The sequence below is a fragment of the Lyngbya sp. PCC 8106 genome (assembly GCF_000169095.1).
GTDB lineage: Bacteria > Cyanobacteriota > Cyanobacteriia > Cyanobacteriales > Microcoleaceae > Capilliphycus.
This window is the reverse complement of sequence record NZ_AAVU01000014.1, coordinates 95,550-111,448: the sequence shown is the minus strand read 5'-3', so window position 1 is coordinate 111,448 and position 15,899 is coordinate 95,550. Positions and strand designations below refer to the sequence as shown.

Below are 15,899 nucleotides of genomic sequence, written 5' to 3'. Positions count from 1 at the left end.
AATCTCATCCCAAATCCAAAAGCTGCAAACTTTAACACCAAAAGGAACATCTTATGAAAGCTTACAATAAAAACGGAGAATTGGTCAAAATTGCTTCTCCTAACCGTTGGATAATGTTGGGTTTAGGAACTGCAATTTTTGTGATTTTAATGAGTTTAAGTTTTCCGTCAGACTCCTTAGACTTGACTTGGATATTGGTCTTAGCCATTATTATTTTATTAGTTGATCTCTTTATTATAGCGATTGTCTATATTGTGTGGAGTGCTTTTATTTCTATTGACAAGTCTTCAACTGAGAACCATGTCAATTGTCAGTCAGCAGCTAATTTTATTAGTAACTCTGCTAACTATTTGTATCATTGGGAATATACAAGACGAGACAGAGAATGGATCGCTGGCTATACTATTTGGGGAGGATTTCTAGGATTGTTAGTCAGCCCTTTTATTGGAATTCTTCTTCAATTTACGACTACAGCAATTCTGCGACGAGGATTTCAAAATTTTCCATCCACAGGAGATCCAATTCAAGACTTTATTCAGTTTTTCTCTACAGCTATGATTATTGGAGGAATATTGGGATTAATCTATTTTATTAATTCAATCTTTAAAGCACTCAAAAGACTCATAAACATTCCAGATGTGTATATTGGCGAAAGTGCCATTTATTCCGATAACCAATATTGGTGTTGGCAGAAAACACCTTATCGTCTATCCAAGGTTGAACTGTCAGACCGACAGTTGAATTTAGAGTTAGTTTACCAAGTACAGCAGCATGAAAAAGATCGGGATTTTGGTTTGACAATGCGCTGGTTTGGAAATGAACCGACAGGTCAAGTAAACCGCTCTATTTTTGTTCCTCTCGGTCAGGAAGATGCGGCAAATAAGTTGGTGCAAATCTTCTCAAAACAATGTATTCCAGAACGTGAAGTTGTCAGAGTTTATGAAAGCAGTAATGATGACTACTATGACTATCGTGACTACAATGATAACGATAACTTTCATCAGCATGATGAGGATTGTTCTTCGGATGATTCCGGTAGTTATGATGATTCTGGTGATAACTTTAGTGGAGATGATTAATTAAGTTGGCTCAAACTTTCTAAACAATCTCAACCCATAATTGCAAAACCTTTGAAACCCCAAATTTGTATAAATTAATTAATTTAACTTATTGCAAAGCTCATAAGAAAAGAAACCCATAAGCCCGACCAAAAAAAGTTAAATTATTAGATAGGCATAAGTCTCAGTGTAGTAAATCAAGGAGAATAGTTTCAAATGAAATTTACTAACAATTTTAGTTTAGGATTGATAGTATTGACTTTTGCTTGTAGTTTTCTGTTGAATAAAGATAGTTTAGGGAATGCACAAAATGTTAACCCATCCGGACGTTTTTTGGTTAACATCCAATCGGGTAAATGTATAGATGTATCTGGAGCGCCAGGACGTGCAACGGGTTCAAAACTTCAACTCTGGGATTGTGAGTTATCGGGGTTGAATCCTGATAACAACTCACCTTCAGACCAAAGATGGATGATTACAAACGATGGCTTTATTAAAAATACATTGTCTGGAAAATGTATAGACGTAGCTGGCGCTCCTGGTACTGAAAATGGTTCACCGCTTCAGTTATGGGATTGTGAACTCTCTGGACGTAACCGAGATAATGGCTCACCCACAGACCAAATATGGACTATTACAAGTGATGGTTTCATTATGAATAGATTATCGCAAAAATGTATTGATGTCGCTGGCGCACCGGGTCAAGAAAATAGTTCAGCGCTTCTGTTGTGGGATTGTGAACTCTCTGGACGTAACCAAGATAATGGCTCATCCACAGACCAAATATGGAGATTGGAATAATAGGGAGAATGATTATTAAATTTTGCTACTGGGTTGTATAAACACTGATGATAAAAAGTTTCATACTCAATAAATATCTTACCCGAAATAACGAAAATATTTCGCCATCCTGGTGTGGCACTCGGCATCAATAGAAAGTTGGCGTCACTATGAAATTCAAATCTCTCTTACCACCGCATCACCAGAACCAATCCCAGAACCCTCAAGTATTTTAGGGTTGAGCAGTATAGCTTTTTTTGGAATACGAACTGCCGTCAAACGTAAACAATTCCACTCGAATAAAGTTTAGCAACCTTAGAATCGGTTAGTTAAGATTGGAGAGTGCATGAGTGCCAGCTTTTATACCAGCGAATGCTCTCTCCCTTTTTAACGTCAAATTTAATTTTTGGGTCTGCTGTCAACAACAGAGAATTGTTCCGATATAAAATTTTTCCCATCGGATCATCTAATTTGTTTGATGGGTTAAGTTACTCAAATCTAACTCGCTAATGGTTTAATATTTCCCGTCGGAATTGAAGCAATAAGCTGACGAGTATATTCCGTTTGAGGACGGTGATAAATATCTTCACCTTGACCAATTTCTTCTATTTTACCACGATTCATCACCATAATGCGATCGCTGATAAATTTGACTACACTCAAGTCATGGGAAATGAAGATATAGGTTAATCCAAATTCGGCTTGAAGTTCTTTTAATAAGTTTAAAACTTGGGCTTGAACCGAAACATCTAAGGCGGAAACTGATTCATCACAAATGATAAACTTAGGGTTTAAGGCTAAAGATCTCGCAATACAAACTCGTTGTCGTTGTCCACCGGAAAATTCATGGGGATAACGTCCCATCCAGTCCGGTTTCATTTCCACTCGTTCTAATAAATAAGCAACGCGATCGCGGCGTTCTTTCCCGGCTTTACTCACTCCATGAATTAACATAGGTTCCATAATTGTATCCCCAATTGTCAGACGAGGATCGAGAGAACTAAAGGGATCTTGAAAGACAATTTGCATTTCTCGTCTTAATTCTTGTCGCTTTTGATGATATTTTTTGTGCTTTTTATAGTTTTTGATTTTCTCAAACGTGGAGGCTGGTGAATAGAGTTTTGTAATATCTTCGCCTTCAAATGTCACCTTTCCACTCACGACAGGAATGAGTTGTAATAATGCTCTGGCTAATGTACTTTTCCCACAGCCAGATTCTCCAACCAAGCCTAATGTTTCGCCTTGATAGACCTGAAAAGAAACATCATTCACCGCCATTAATAGACGTTTTGTTTCCCCAAATACTCCCGAGACTTTAAAGCCGACTCGCAGATTTTCCACCGAGAGTAAAGCCGTTGTAGAAGGTTGTCGTTTTTGCGGTAAAGAATCAGATCCTTTAATCATCTCAATCTCAGTATTTTTTTCGCGAATTTCCAACTCTCCTGTTGCGGTTGTTTCAACTTCCATAAAATCAGAAATAGTCGGAAGGCGTTCAACTTGAATATCAAGCGGAGGACGACAGGCTAATAAACCTTTAGTATAGGGATGTTGCGGCTTTAAAAAGAGGCTTGTAATCGTACCCTTTTCAACAATTTTACCTCGATACATAACGGCGACTGTATCCGCAATTTCAGCAATGACTCCTAAATCATGGGTAATAAAAATCATCGACATTCCGCGACGACTACATAACTCTCGTAATAAATCCAGAATGGTCGCCTGAACGGTCACATCAAGGGCGGTTGTGGGTTCATCTGCTATTAATAAAGTGGGATTACAAGAGATGGCGATCGCAATCATTACCCGTTGTAGTTGACCACCAGAAAGTTCGTGGGGATAACGATCAAGTATGGCTCGTTTTTGATCATTAACTCGTTGCATTGCTTCTCGTTTTTCATCTCGTTTTTCTTGAGTAATATTTTTACTATTGATTTCAGCAATTTCGGCTTCTACTCGGGCGAGTAATTCCTCATCTGAAGGGATAAGTTTAACCTCTTGAAGTAGGGAAGTTGCTTTCCACATCGCTTGTCGAGGAGATACTTGTTCATGTTGTTTAATGGCTTCTATCAGTTGAAACCCAATCGTATAAACCGGGTTAAGAGAACTCATCGGTTCCTGAAAAATCATGGCAATTTGTCCACCTCGATATTGTTGTTTTTCTTGAGGTGACAGTTGAAGTAAATTAATCAGTTCAGAATTAGGTTGAGATTCGTTGAGATTGTTGCTGTTGCGAAATAAAATTTCTCCACTGACTTGAGAGGTATCGGGAGAAAGCAATCCCATAATAGCCAGAGAGGTGACTGATTTTCCTGAACCAGATTCACCGACAATACCGAGTGTTTGTCCGCGTTTGACTTGAAAAGAAATATCGTTGACCGCTTGAACAACTTTTTCGTCACTTTCAAACTGAACTCGCAGATTTTTCACATCTAAAACAATATTTTCCATAGAGACTTAAAACTCAACCTATAAATTTTATTTATTCTATCAGCCAACCGGAGTAGGGATAGATCATTGACTACACAATAGCTTAACGGACTGGGGAGTTGAAGGATATGGGGTTTCCACTGCGATCGCCTCTCGGTTACGGGTGTTGAGATGTCATGAGTCCTATTGTACAAAGTTGGACTTTGATTTGGACTTTGATATTGGGCTGAGGTTTAGCAAACTTTTATTCGATTTGACCTCAGTGTAAATACTGAACTTGATCAAATAAATATTTTTGTATTTTTCCGAATAACTACTGATGACGTTACTATTTCTAGAGGTAATAATAAAGTTAAGGAAGTAAATAAAGATCAAGAGCAACAAAATATCTTAATTGCTTCCAAAATTTAAAAAAATGACTTGAGCCAAAATAATTAATTTAACATTAGGAAAAACCGATGAAATTAAAGCAAATTGTGTTGACTCTCACTGCTGCTGTTAGCTTGTGTGCAGCGACTGCATTACCTGGATTAGCTGCTTCTGCTCGTTTAACGGCAAGTGATCCTGGCGCTCAAATTAACGTTCGGACTGCACCAACGACTAAAGCTAACACTCCTCATTATGGCGTACAGGGAGATTGGGTAGAGGTGTTGAATTATGCTAACGGAGGAGATGGATATATTTGGTATTATATTCGATTTTATCAATCTAATACTGAAGGTTGGGTTCGTGCGGACTTTCTATATTTCGAGTAACTTTATTTTAATATCTTCTCTCTCCCTCTCTGGCGAAAAGAGGGGTTTTTGTTGTTTAAATGTTTGGCTTTTGAGACTGAACACTAGACATCTATCTTCAAAATCACCTGAATAAATCCGGCGCGTCTATATTAAAGATTCTTTACGAAGTTTACCTATAAAATCAATTTTTTTTGTTTCGGGGTCAATGTCTACTCTGAACTGAATCCGAATAAAGATCTAGGGTATGCTAGCATCTAAAGTCTGAATTACATAACAATTGAGTCGTTATGGCTTCTATCGCCCGCAAAAACCTGTTTGAAGATCTTCCCCGTTTTATTGCAGCGCAGGCTGGTATTATGTTCGCTGTCAGCCTCGTAACGATTCAAAACGGTATTCTCAATGGGTTTGTCAAGTCTTCTTCTCTACTAATTGACAACTCAAACGCCGAACTTTGGGTTGCTTCTGCGGATATGATCCACATGGAGTTGACCATGCCTTTGCCTTTAGAGTATATGGTGCAAGCCCGTGAAGTCAAGGGAGTCCAACGAGCAGAAGCCCTAATTTTTCGCAGTGCGCGTTGGCGAGATCCATCGGGTCAAATTCATGCGGTAACAGTCGTGGGTTCCACACCAGAGGGAACACTTTTCGCGCCTTGGAATGTCATTCAAGGAGAAATTAGCAGTCTCAAAGAACCCTATGGTGTGATCATAGATGAAACGAATTTAGAGTCATTGGGCGTGACTGAACTGGGAGATGTTTCCACTTTGGGGGGTTTGGAGGCGCGTTTAGTCGGCGTGGTTGAAAACACTCAACCGATTATTAATAATAAATTAATTTTTACTTCCTTAAAAAATGCTAACGCCTACGTGAATGCGCGTTTAGAAACGAGTACCCGTTGTAAGTTAGAAGACGGTGACTTGAAATGTGTCAATATCTTCGATGATACGAACCCCGCAGAGAAGCAGGTGATTTCTTCAGCGCCTAAACAGTTAACCCTAACTGATCCGATCTCATTTGTGTTGATTGAAGTAGCACCGGGTCAAGATCTCGATGAACTCAGACAACGCCTAGAGGAAACTTTACCCAACGTTAAGACCTATACTCGTGAAGAAATGTCTGAGCGAACTCAATCTTATTGGAAGCAACGCACCGGAATTGGATTTATTCTTAGTTTGGGTGCTGGCGTGGGAATTTTGGTAGGGATGATCGTGGTCGCTCAAATTCTCTATGCGTCCGTCTCTGATCACTTAAAGGAGTTTGGCACCCTCAAAGCGATGGGAGCGCCCGATAAAGTAATTTATAGTGTGATTTTAGAACAATCTCTCTGGATGGCATTACTCGGCTATATTCCGGGGATGGCGTTGTGTATGGGGGTCACGAATTGGGCTTCGGCGACTCAAGGAATTTTAATTTTGATTACACCGACTTCTGCTGTGATGGTGTTTGGGTTAACGGTGATCATGTGTGCGGGATCGGCTATCTTTGCGATTCAGAAGGTCACTCAAGTCGATCCCGCGATCGTTTTTAAAGCGTAGGTTATTCAACCCGACGGAATTTGAGGACGTTGGGCATTTTTGAATTTCGATTGTAGATTAGAAAAAGTCAGAAGTTTGATCCCAGGTTCTCAGGCTATTTTTTACGAATGATCGAAAGGTGTGTGCTAGGGTGTTGACAAATTCCAGCAATCAAGAATGGCTAAACCCCTAAATTCACAGGCGATTTCGTTGCTGATTCCTTGGGAGTCGTGCGATCGCGAAGTGATTTCCCCAGTCTTTCTTGTATAGTGCTATGCGAATACATTATTGTCATTTCTAAATCCTAAAACCCCGACCTAGTATACTGTTCCCTAAGATTGCAAACTAAGTCTCGCCGGAAACCGCAGGGCCGCAAGGCAAGCGCTGTTCCCTGTTCCCTGTTCCCTGTTCCCTGTTCCCTGTTCCCTGTTCCCTGTTCCCTGTTCCCTGTTCCCTGTTCCCTATTCGCGATTCGCTATAAGTGAGTATTTCCCTCTCAAGCCTCAAATTGTTCTTCGGTACTCACGAGGCTGATTCCCAAGCCATACAAAATCAAACTAGAATTGGAAGTGATAATATGCTTGTCAATTATCGCGAGAAGTCTTAGTCTGGCTTGCAATTTTATGCCCCCATCAGAGGACAATAAAAATATGATAGGTTCAAAAATGAACTGGGCTAACCTCAAGAAAACCCCCACTCAGGCAGTGGATGGTTCAGTTCATGCCCCAGTAAAGCCGATTGCAATTGAGGGCTTGGGAGTGGAAATGACCTATCAATCTGGGCGTCAAAGCTTTAAGGTTCTCAAAGGGATAGACTTGCAGGTGCAACAGAGTGATATTCAACTGTTGATGGGGCCTAGTGGTTCAGGGAAGACAACGTTACTTTCTATTCTGGCTGGACTCCTCACGCCAACGGGTGGACAGGTATTCCTCAGAGGGGAGGATATCACCAAAATGTCTCGTTCTCAGTTGGCCAATTTCCGACTTCGGAATATTGGGTTTATTTTTCAGGGGTTTAACCTGTTTCCGGCGTTGAATGCCATTGAAAATATTGAAGTTGCTTTGAATATTAAGGGCATTAAGGGCAGCAAAGCAAGGGAGGAAGCTGTCTATCTCCTCGAACAGGTGGGTTTGGGCGAAAAGGGTAAGCATCTTCCGCGTGACTTGTCCGGTGGACAAAAACAACGGGTGGCGATCGCTCGGGCTTTGGCGGGCCATCCTCCTCTGATTATGGCTGATGAACCCACGGCTGCATTAGACTCCAGTAGTGGTCGAGCGGTGATTGATTTGCTGAAAGGATTAGCGAAAGGAGAAGGCGCAACAGTGTTGATGGTGACGCATGACCCTCGTATTGTCGATGTTGCTGATCGCATTCTTGAGCTTGAAGATGGCATGATCAAATCGGAAGAAGTTTCAAACGCTTCAAGCTACCATTGACGCATCTGAGCAATGAAATCAGTCGCCGCGAGTGCATCTAAGGGTCGATCAAAAAAGTATCCTTGACCATATTCACAGCGATAATTTCTCAGTTGAGCCAGTTGTTGGGAGGTTTCAATTCCTTCAGCGATCGCCGCTATCGACATATTATGACTTAAAGCAATAATCGTTCGGACAATTTCATCATTTTTATTAGATCCCTCAAGACGGCGCACAAAAGACCGATCAATTTTCAGGATATCTACAGGAAATTGATGTAAATAACTTAAGGAAGAATAGCCAGTCCCAAAATCATCAATACAAAGTTGAATTTGACGCGATTTCAATTGTAATAATAACTCTCGGGTTCTTTCAAAATTATTCATCAAGGCACTTTCTGTAATTTCCAGCTTTAAATCATGTCCGGGTAAGTCTAAATCACTGAGTATTTGATCAATTCGAGGAATCAAATCTACCTGAGAGAACTGTTTAACTGAAAGGTTCACACTCATGGTCAATTTTTCGAGTTGTGGAAATTGCTCTTGCCAAACTTTTAACTGATAACAAGCTTGCTGTAATACCCATTGACCTATCGGAATAATTAACCCCGTTTCTTCAGCAAGGGGAATAAACTTTATCGGTGAGATTATTCCCTTTTTAGGATGTAACCATCGGACTAAGGCTTCAAATCCTGCTAACTTTCCAGTTTTTAGAGCAACAATAGGTTGATAATAAACACAGAGTTGTTCAACTTCAATAGCTAGACGTAAATCCGTTTCTAGTTGCAATAAAGAAGTTGCTCGTTCTTGCATTGTCGTGTCAAAAATAACATAACGCGCCCTTCCTTCTGCTTTGGCTTGGTACATGGCAATATCAGCCGATTGTAAGAGTTCTTCTGGGCGAGTATAAGTTGTGTTACTGGAAACAATACCAATACTAACAGTATTAAAAACTTTATAACCATTCAAGTTAAAGGGTGCATTTAATGCCATCTGAATGCGAGCGGCTGTACGAACTTCATCCTCAGGATTATCGAGTAGAATAATAAACTCATCTCCTCCTAAACGAGCAATGATATCTTGTTGAGTGATACATCCTTTGAGTCGTTGTGCTATAGCAATCAGAAGTTGATCTCCAACTAAATGACCTAAACTCTCATTAATCACTTTAAAGCGATCAATATCTAAAAAAAGAACAGCATAGCGATAGTTTTGTTCTTCCTGAGTTCGCTGAATCATTTGTTGTAAGTGTTCACTCAGTAATAGGCGATTGGGTAATCCGGTTAAAGCATCGTGTTGAGCATCAGAAATTAACTTTTCTTCCATTTGTTTGCGTCCAGTAATATCTCTAAAGAAAATTGATAATCCCTCTTGATCGGGATAAACAGTAATTTCTAACCAATAATTACTTGAGGAATAAAAGGCTTCAAAACAAACTGATTGACCCGTTTCTTGTGCTTCTCTATATTGCTGTTCATGTAAAAGAGTCATTGTTTCTGAACAAGCCTCCCAAAGAGTTTTTCCTTTTATTTGTTGAGATTTTTTTTCGAGTATTTGTTCAGCTTTCTGGTTGATATAGACAATTTTCCATTGTCGATCAATGCCAATAAATCCATCGGTAATTCGTTCTAAAATTCGAGTAATTTGCTGTCGTTCTTGTTGGAGTGAGTTGTTGAGTTCTTCTTGATGTTGAACTAAACGAGAATTTTCGATAGCAATTGCCATTTGAGTTGAGAGTAAATTGAGGAGTTCGACTCGTTCAGCTTGAAAGGCATCACAGATTAAGTTATTTTCTAAGTACAACAACCCAATCAGTTTTCCTTGATGAATGAGCGGAGTACATAAAATAGATTTAGGATGTTTTTGTTGAATATAAACATCGTGAACAAATTGCCCTTCAGAGCTAGCATTATTTTCAACTAAGCTTTTTTGAGTTCGAGCAACATAGTGAATCATTGCCTGACAAATATCATGACTTTCTGCGAGTAAAATAGGCTGCTCTATCGTGATTACCTGTTGATCTGCTATTGTTGTTGCTACTATTTTAAATTGTCCGTTGTTGTGAAGAATTAAGCATCCAGTTTGAGCGCCTGCATTTTCTACGGCAATATTGAGTAAAGTAGAAAGTAACCGATCTAAAACTAATTCACTTGCGATTACTTCCGATGCTTTCATTAAAGTAACCTGATCTAAAGTTACTGACTTGTAACTGCTAGAGTGGGTATTACTGATTTGATCAATGGGTTGACGATTTGATTGTAAAAGTTGAGAAAAATGCTGTTCTAAATTTTGTACTTTTGCAGTTGCTCCCCAACGTAAATAAGCATAACGAGCTTCTTGTAAATAAGCTTTAGCAATCACTCGTTTACCTTTTGATAAATAATATTGAGCAGCCCGTTCATAAGCGATTGCTGATTCTTGAAGATATCCTTGTTCTTCAGCTAAAGCAATAGCTTGATCATAAAAATCTGCGGCATTTATTTCATCTAAAACCCGAGATTTTTCAGCCTCAACTAAGATGAATTTATGTTGATAATTCATCGGAGCATAATGCGCCCATCGTTTCATCTGTTGTTGATTAACATGAACTTTTTTTAAAAGCTGAATCTTTTCAGTTGTAGTTGCTTGATTATATAGACTCAAACGACAAAGTGAATCATAAAAAATGTATAAGGGCAAAACAGCATTCGCTTGTCCACCTTTTAGATGATTTTCGATCTGATTTGCATTGATCAGAGCTTGATGATATTCACCAAATAAAAAGTTTAAAAAGAATTTATTGAAGTATACATAAAATAATCCTTTCTGGTTATTTTCTTGTTCAAGAATAGGCAACTTTTGTTCTTCGTTATAGACTTCACCTACTAAAATTCCAGGGTGATCAACTTGATTGATTAAATGTAGCACTGTTTGATGATAAACCCGTAATAAGTCTTCATTTGTGTAATCTTTTAGTTGAGTAAGTTTCTGTCTATAATCTGAGAGCTTGCTTTCTAGCTCTAGTAAATTCATTCCGGTAAAGAAACAATGATCACAATGATGCAAAGCACTGTATCCAGCAAATTCTATTTCCCCGTTATTAATTCCGATTTGATAGGCTGTTTCTAGGGGTTTAATCGTTTCTCTAAGATGTGTTTTTCTCCAAAAAACACTTGTATTAGTTACAAATAAGACTTTACATTCAACTAATTGATTATCCTGTTTTTTTAGGAGATTAATCGCCAATTGACCAAATTTATAGCTGGTTTCGATGTCTTGAACGATAGCACCGAGAAGAATAGCATATAAGCCATAAGCTAATGCTGATATCTCTGAATTGCCATATTCTATTGATAAATCAACAAGTTTAAGGATAATCAGAGAAAAAAGCTCAGGTGCAGCTTGATAGGCGACTCCATTGATACTTGCTAACAGTTTCATTGCAGTTTGAGCAAGAGGATCAGTCATGGGAGGTAAATCAATTAAACTTTCAACTGAGCGTAAACTTAATCGAGCTGCGGTTGCTTGAAATGCTTGTTGAATTTCTACTTTTGTAGGGGTTGTAGTAAAACTAATATTCAATATTTTCAGAACTTCTAGAGCTGTATCTATCGCTCTTGAAAACTGCATTTGAGAAGCATAAGCTTGTATTTTTATTTCATAGATCTTAACTTGATCTAGCAAAGTTTTGGCTTGGATTAAAACAGTTTGAGCAAATATTTCCATTTGTTCAAAATCACCTGTAAGATAAGCGGTTTCTGTCGCGAGCTGATATATTCCTAATGTTAAGCTATATTCATATTCCCAGCTTTTATGACTCAACAAATTTAAACTCGTTTGTATGTATTCAAATGAATTTTCATAAGCGATAGAAGCTTTGGCTTTTTGGCTCGCTAAAAAATTAAGCTTTGCTAATTCATCTTTTTCATTCTGCTCAGTAATTAATTCTTGCCCTAAGTTTAATTGATTAACAATATCAAATAACTGTTCTTTGGCTTGGAATATTTGGCTTTTAAAAAGCTTACCAATCTGATAGTGAATCTGCTTTTTTTCTAAGTTTTTGAGTAGAGAATAAGCCGCCTGTTGAATCTGATCGTGAATAAATTTGTACTCTACTGTAACTTTGTCTTCGACTTCTAAAGCAACTAACTTATAATTAGTACCGACTGGAATAATTAATCCAGCTAAAATCGCTTCTTGTAATTCTTGAACGACTTTATAGACTGAATAATCAAGAATATATGTCAAAGTTTGTAGTTCAAATAAATTGCCAACACAAGCGGCGATTTTAAGCGCTTTTTGGGTATTAGGTGCGAGTTTTTTAAGTTTTTTGGTTAGAAGTTCGATCACATTATTTGTGATTCCTGTGACTATAATTTCCTCTAGTTTCCAGTGCCAATGTCGTTTTTCAAAGTCAAACTTTAATAAGTTGTTTTCTTTTAGAGTGTTAATAAATATTGTGATAAAAAAGGGATTGCCACTTGTTTTTTTGAGAACAAGTTGAGCTAAGGGTAGAGCCTGATTTGTCTTGCAGTTTAAAATTTTAGCAACTAAATCAATAATAGAACTCAACTGTAAATCTTGTAATTTAATCTGCTCTACTCTAGTTCCATTTTGTTTGATTTCATTAATTGTTGTCAGCAAAAAATGAGTAGCATGGATTTCATTATCTCGATAAGCTCCAATCAATAAAAGTGATTTTTTTAAAGAGGTACTCATCAACAAGTTCATCAATTTTAAACTTGCTATATCTGCCCATTGTAAATCATCTAAGAATAGGACTAATGGATGTTCAGGTTGAGCAAAGACTTGGACAAATTGCTCAAAGACTAAATTAAAACGATTTTGAGATTCTGCTGTTGTCAGTTCAGGAAGTTCGGGTTGTTTTCCAATCACTAATTCCAGTTCGGGAATAAAATCTATGATCAATTTTCCATTTTTTCCTAAAGCATTGAGTAGCTTTGATCGCCACTTTTTAAGCTGTTCTTCAGGTTCGGATAAGAGTTGCTGAATTAAACTTGAAAAACCACTCACAATTGCAAAATAAGGAATATTATGTTGATATTGGTCAAATTTTCCACTGATAAAATATCCTCGTTTTTGGGTAATAGGTTTATAAACTTCTCTAACTAAAGCTGATTTTCCGACTCCTGAATAGCCACAAACCAGCATTAACTCTGCGTGATGATTGGTGCTGACTCGCTCAAATGCTGCTAATAATATTTCTATTTCTGCTTCTCTCCCATACAGTTTTTGTGGAGTTTGTAGCTGAGTTGAAATATCGTGTTGAGCGATGGGAAATGCTATAATAATATTTTGAGTTTGCAGTTGATGGAGACATTCAACTAAATCCGCTCTAATTCCGGCGGCACTTTGATAACGATCTTCTGCCATTTTTGCCATCAATTTGAGAATAATTTTGGCTAAAGTTGGCGGTATTTTGGGATTAATTTCTTGAGGTGAAATGGGTTGTTTCGCGAGATGACAATGAATTAATTCTAAAGGATCAGTTGCATCAAAAGGTCGTTGCTGAGTAAATAGTTCATAAAGAGTAACACCCAGAGAATAAAAATCACTGCGATAGTCTAAGCTGCGGTTCATGCGCCCAGTTTGTTCAGGAGAAATATAGGCTAAAGTTCCTTCTAAAGTATGGGGGCTACTGATAACTGAATTTTCACGGGATAAAATTGTAGCCATCCCAAAATCGATAATTTTAAGTTGTTCGGTTTGAGGATTTAAAATAATATTACTGGGATTAATATCTTTGTGAATAATTCCCTTTTGATGAATTTGATCGAGAATATTGATAATTTCAATGGCAATAACTAGATTCTTGTCTAGACTAAAAGTAAACTCAGAACTATGAATGAATTGAGCGAGTGATATAGCCCCAAAATCTTCTAAAATCATTGCCAAGCTATGAGCGTTATTTTCTAGACTGTAAGCTTGAATTGTTCCTGGCAAATTGAGATTGTGAGTAATCTGATATTCGAGTCGAAAACGGGCAATCATCTCGGGTGAAGGATACTCCTGTTTTAAACATTTAATGATAATTGGACAGTCATCAACCTGTCTTCGTCCTCGGTAGATTAACGAAAAATTACTCTCATAGAGTTTTGATTGAATTTCATATCCTGTGATGATTATCATGCCCTGTATTTGTAAGTTGTAAACGACTCAGTATTTTCAATACAACCCATGTCTTTTTAAATTTTAATTAAAAAGCTGACAATTTCAGATTTAAACAATCTATCTGATAACTTTTGGTAATATACCATTTTCTAGACTATTTCCAAACACAAGCAATCACTAATATTTGAGTTTTCTGGAGTTGGGTTCACTAGCAATTTGCCAATCACCCGAATAGCTATTTATGATATCATATTGACCTAAACCTATTTAATATTTTTCTCAAAACTTCCTCAAAACTTCCTGACTCTAACTTGATCTTCAGTGAACAACGAATGGTAAAACCTTTCCATTTCTGTCGTTTAAGCGATTAACATTCAAAGGTTAGACAATCCCATCGATTGGAGATTATCGAAAAAAGTCGCTATACTGGTCAGAGATGAAAGCTTATGAATCATTGACTCTAGGGGAGTGAGGCGAACAAGCAGATCAACCGACAGATTGATTCATTAGAAAACTTACATTAGTCGCACTTTCCGGGATGGCTTTGTTCAGGTCGGTATGTAATAGTAATACTGCCCGAACTTCGAGGCAACAAAATACGTCTACAGATTTAACACAGGATATCAATCCAATCACAGGTCGTTTCCAAGCCTGCTTTAATCATGTTTTTCACACCCGTTGACTATGTTTAAATCTTTCTCCTTTATACATCGACGTTCCTCTCGTTCTTGGTTTTATCCCCTGATTTCAATTACCGTTGCTTTTAGTCTTTGGATTAGTTCTGCCCCAGCGACTCAGGCAATTTCTTGGCGAGATTTGATCTTTCGAGGGATTCAAGTCATTCAACTGACAACACTTTCTAATCAACAAGAAGTAGCACTGGGTCGTCAAATTAACGAACAATTAAAAAAGGAAGTTAAACTCCTTCGCAACCCAGAAGCCACAGAATATATTAATCAAATTGGTCAACGTTTAGCCCAAATCAGCGAACGTTCCAATATTCCCTACACCTTTCAAGTCGTCAATGATTCGAGTATTAATGCGTTTGCGACAATGGGAGGTTTTGTTTATGTCAATACCGGGTTAATGGAAACCGCCGAAAATGAAGCGGAACTTGCTAGTGTTATTGCTCACGAAATTGGTCATATTGTCGGGCGTCACTCCGTTGAACAAATGCGTCAGATGGCAGTCGCGCAAGGGGTAGCATCCGCCGCCGGACTTGATGAAAGCCTCGCCATTCAAATTGGGGTAGAATTAGCCCTCCGCCGTCCAAATAGTCGCAAAGCAGAATACGAAGCAGACCAGTTTGGGATTACTAACCTCGGAAAAGCGGGATATGACCAAAAAGCAGCAGTTGACTTTATGAAAAAACTTCTGCAAGGGGGTTCTGTTCCCACGATTTTAAGCACTCACCCCGCCACAAATGACCGGATTTCTGCTCTTGAAGCCATGATTAATCCCACCCTCGCGAATAACGGTTCTGGGATGGATAACGCGGCTTATCAGTCGAAGATGCAACGTTTATTGTCTTAAAAAATAAGCTCAAAAAATTACTCGGGTGGGGTCATACTCGCCCGATTTTATTGTCTGAGTGTATCCATAACCCAGAATCTCTACTGAGCGACTTCAGAAAATTTACAGAAAACATTAATCGCAGTGCTACCTAAAGCGTCTGTATAAATACGATCTGTTCAAAAAGTTTGTTAAAAGGTAGACTACTAATAGGTTGATATTTCTATAAAGTAAGCCCAGGGTAGACTATCGATTTATACGATCCACTCTTTTGGGCGATGTCTGATCGCTCTCTATCTTGATATTCTACTATAGAAAAATTTACCCCTTAAAACTCTCAGGCTGG

General features: G+C 38.2%; 8 protein-coding genes. 6 read left to right on the top strand and 2 right to left on the bottom strand.

Going from position 1 to position 15,899, the window contains the following annotated elements:
- Window positions 1-53: 53 nt before the first annotated feature.
- On the top strand, window positions 54-1,079 hold the full coding sequence (locus L8106_RS11625; RefSeq protein WP_009784493.1) for a hypothetical protein: 1,026 nt from the start codon (window positions 54-56) through the stop codon (window positions 1,077-1,079).
- A gap of 195 nt (window positions 1,080-1,274) precedes the next feature.
- Window positions 1,275-1,859, top strand: a complete 585-nt coding sequence (locus L8106_RS29560; protein ID WP_009784492.1) for an RICIN domain-containing protein — start codon at window positions 1,275-1,277, stop codon at window positions 1,857-1,859.
- Between the two features lie 477 nt (window positions 1,860-2,336).
- Here L8106_RS29560 and L8106_RS11615 read toward each other — a convergent pair whose 3' ends face one another.
- Complete coding sequence (locus L8106_RS11615; RefSeq protein ID WP_009784491.1) at window positions 2,337-4,286, bottom strand: ABC transporter ATP-binding protein; 1,950 nt, start codon at window positions 4,284-4,286, stop codon at window positions 2,337-2,339.
- A 437-nt stretch (window positions 4,287-4,723) separates the two neighbouring features.
- Here L8106_RS11615 and L8106_RS11610 point away from each other — a divergent pair, with 437 nt between their 5' ends.
- The 3 genes from L8106_RS11610 (at window position 4,724) to L8106_RS11600 (ending at window position 7,952) form a co-directional block, all read left to right on the top strand.
- Window positions 4,724-5,020 carry an SH3 domain-containing protein gene (locus L8106_RS11610; RefSeq protein ID WP_009784490.1) on the top strand — a complete coding sequence of 99 codons (297 nt, stop codon included), beginning with the start codon at window positions 4,724-4,726 and terminating at the stop codon, window positions 5,018-5,020.
- Window positions 5,021-5,289: 269 nt separating this feature from the next.
- Complete coding sequence (locus L8106_RS11605; RefSeq protein ID WP_009784489.1) at window positions 5,290-6,537, top strand: FtsX-like permease family protein; 1,248 nt, start codon at window positions 5,290-5,292, stop codon at window positions 6,535-6,537.
- Window positions 6,538-7,166: 629 nt separating this feature from the next.
- Window positions 7,167-7,952, top strand: coding sequence for an ABC transporter ATP-binding protein (locus L8106_RS11600; protein WP_009784488.1), 786 nt, complete (start codon window positions 7,167-7,169; stop codon window positions 7,950-7,952).
- Here the strand turns inward: L8106_RS11600 and L8106_RS11595 are convergent.
- Window positions 7,943-14,059: an EAL domain-containing protein gene (locus L8106_RS11595; protein ID WP_009784487.1), complete on the bottom strand. Its 6,117-nt coding sequence runs from the start codon at window positions 14,057-14,059 to the stop codon at window positions 7,943-7,945. The genes L8106_RS11600 and L8106_RS11595 overlap by 10 nt on opposite strands.
- A 666-nt stretch (window positions 14,060-14,725) precedes the next feature.
- Between L8106_RS11595 and L8106_RS11590 the strand changes: the two genes are divergently transcribed.
- On the top strand, window positions 14,726-15,574 hold the full coding sequence (locus tag L8106_RS11590; protein WP_009784486.1) for a M48 family metallopeptidase: 849 nt from the start codon (window positions 14,726-14,728) through the stop codon (window positions 15,572-15,574).
- The last annotated feature ends 325 nt before the right edge of the window (window positions 15,575-15,899 follow it).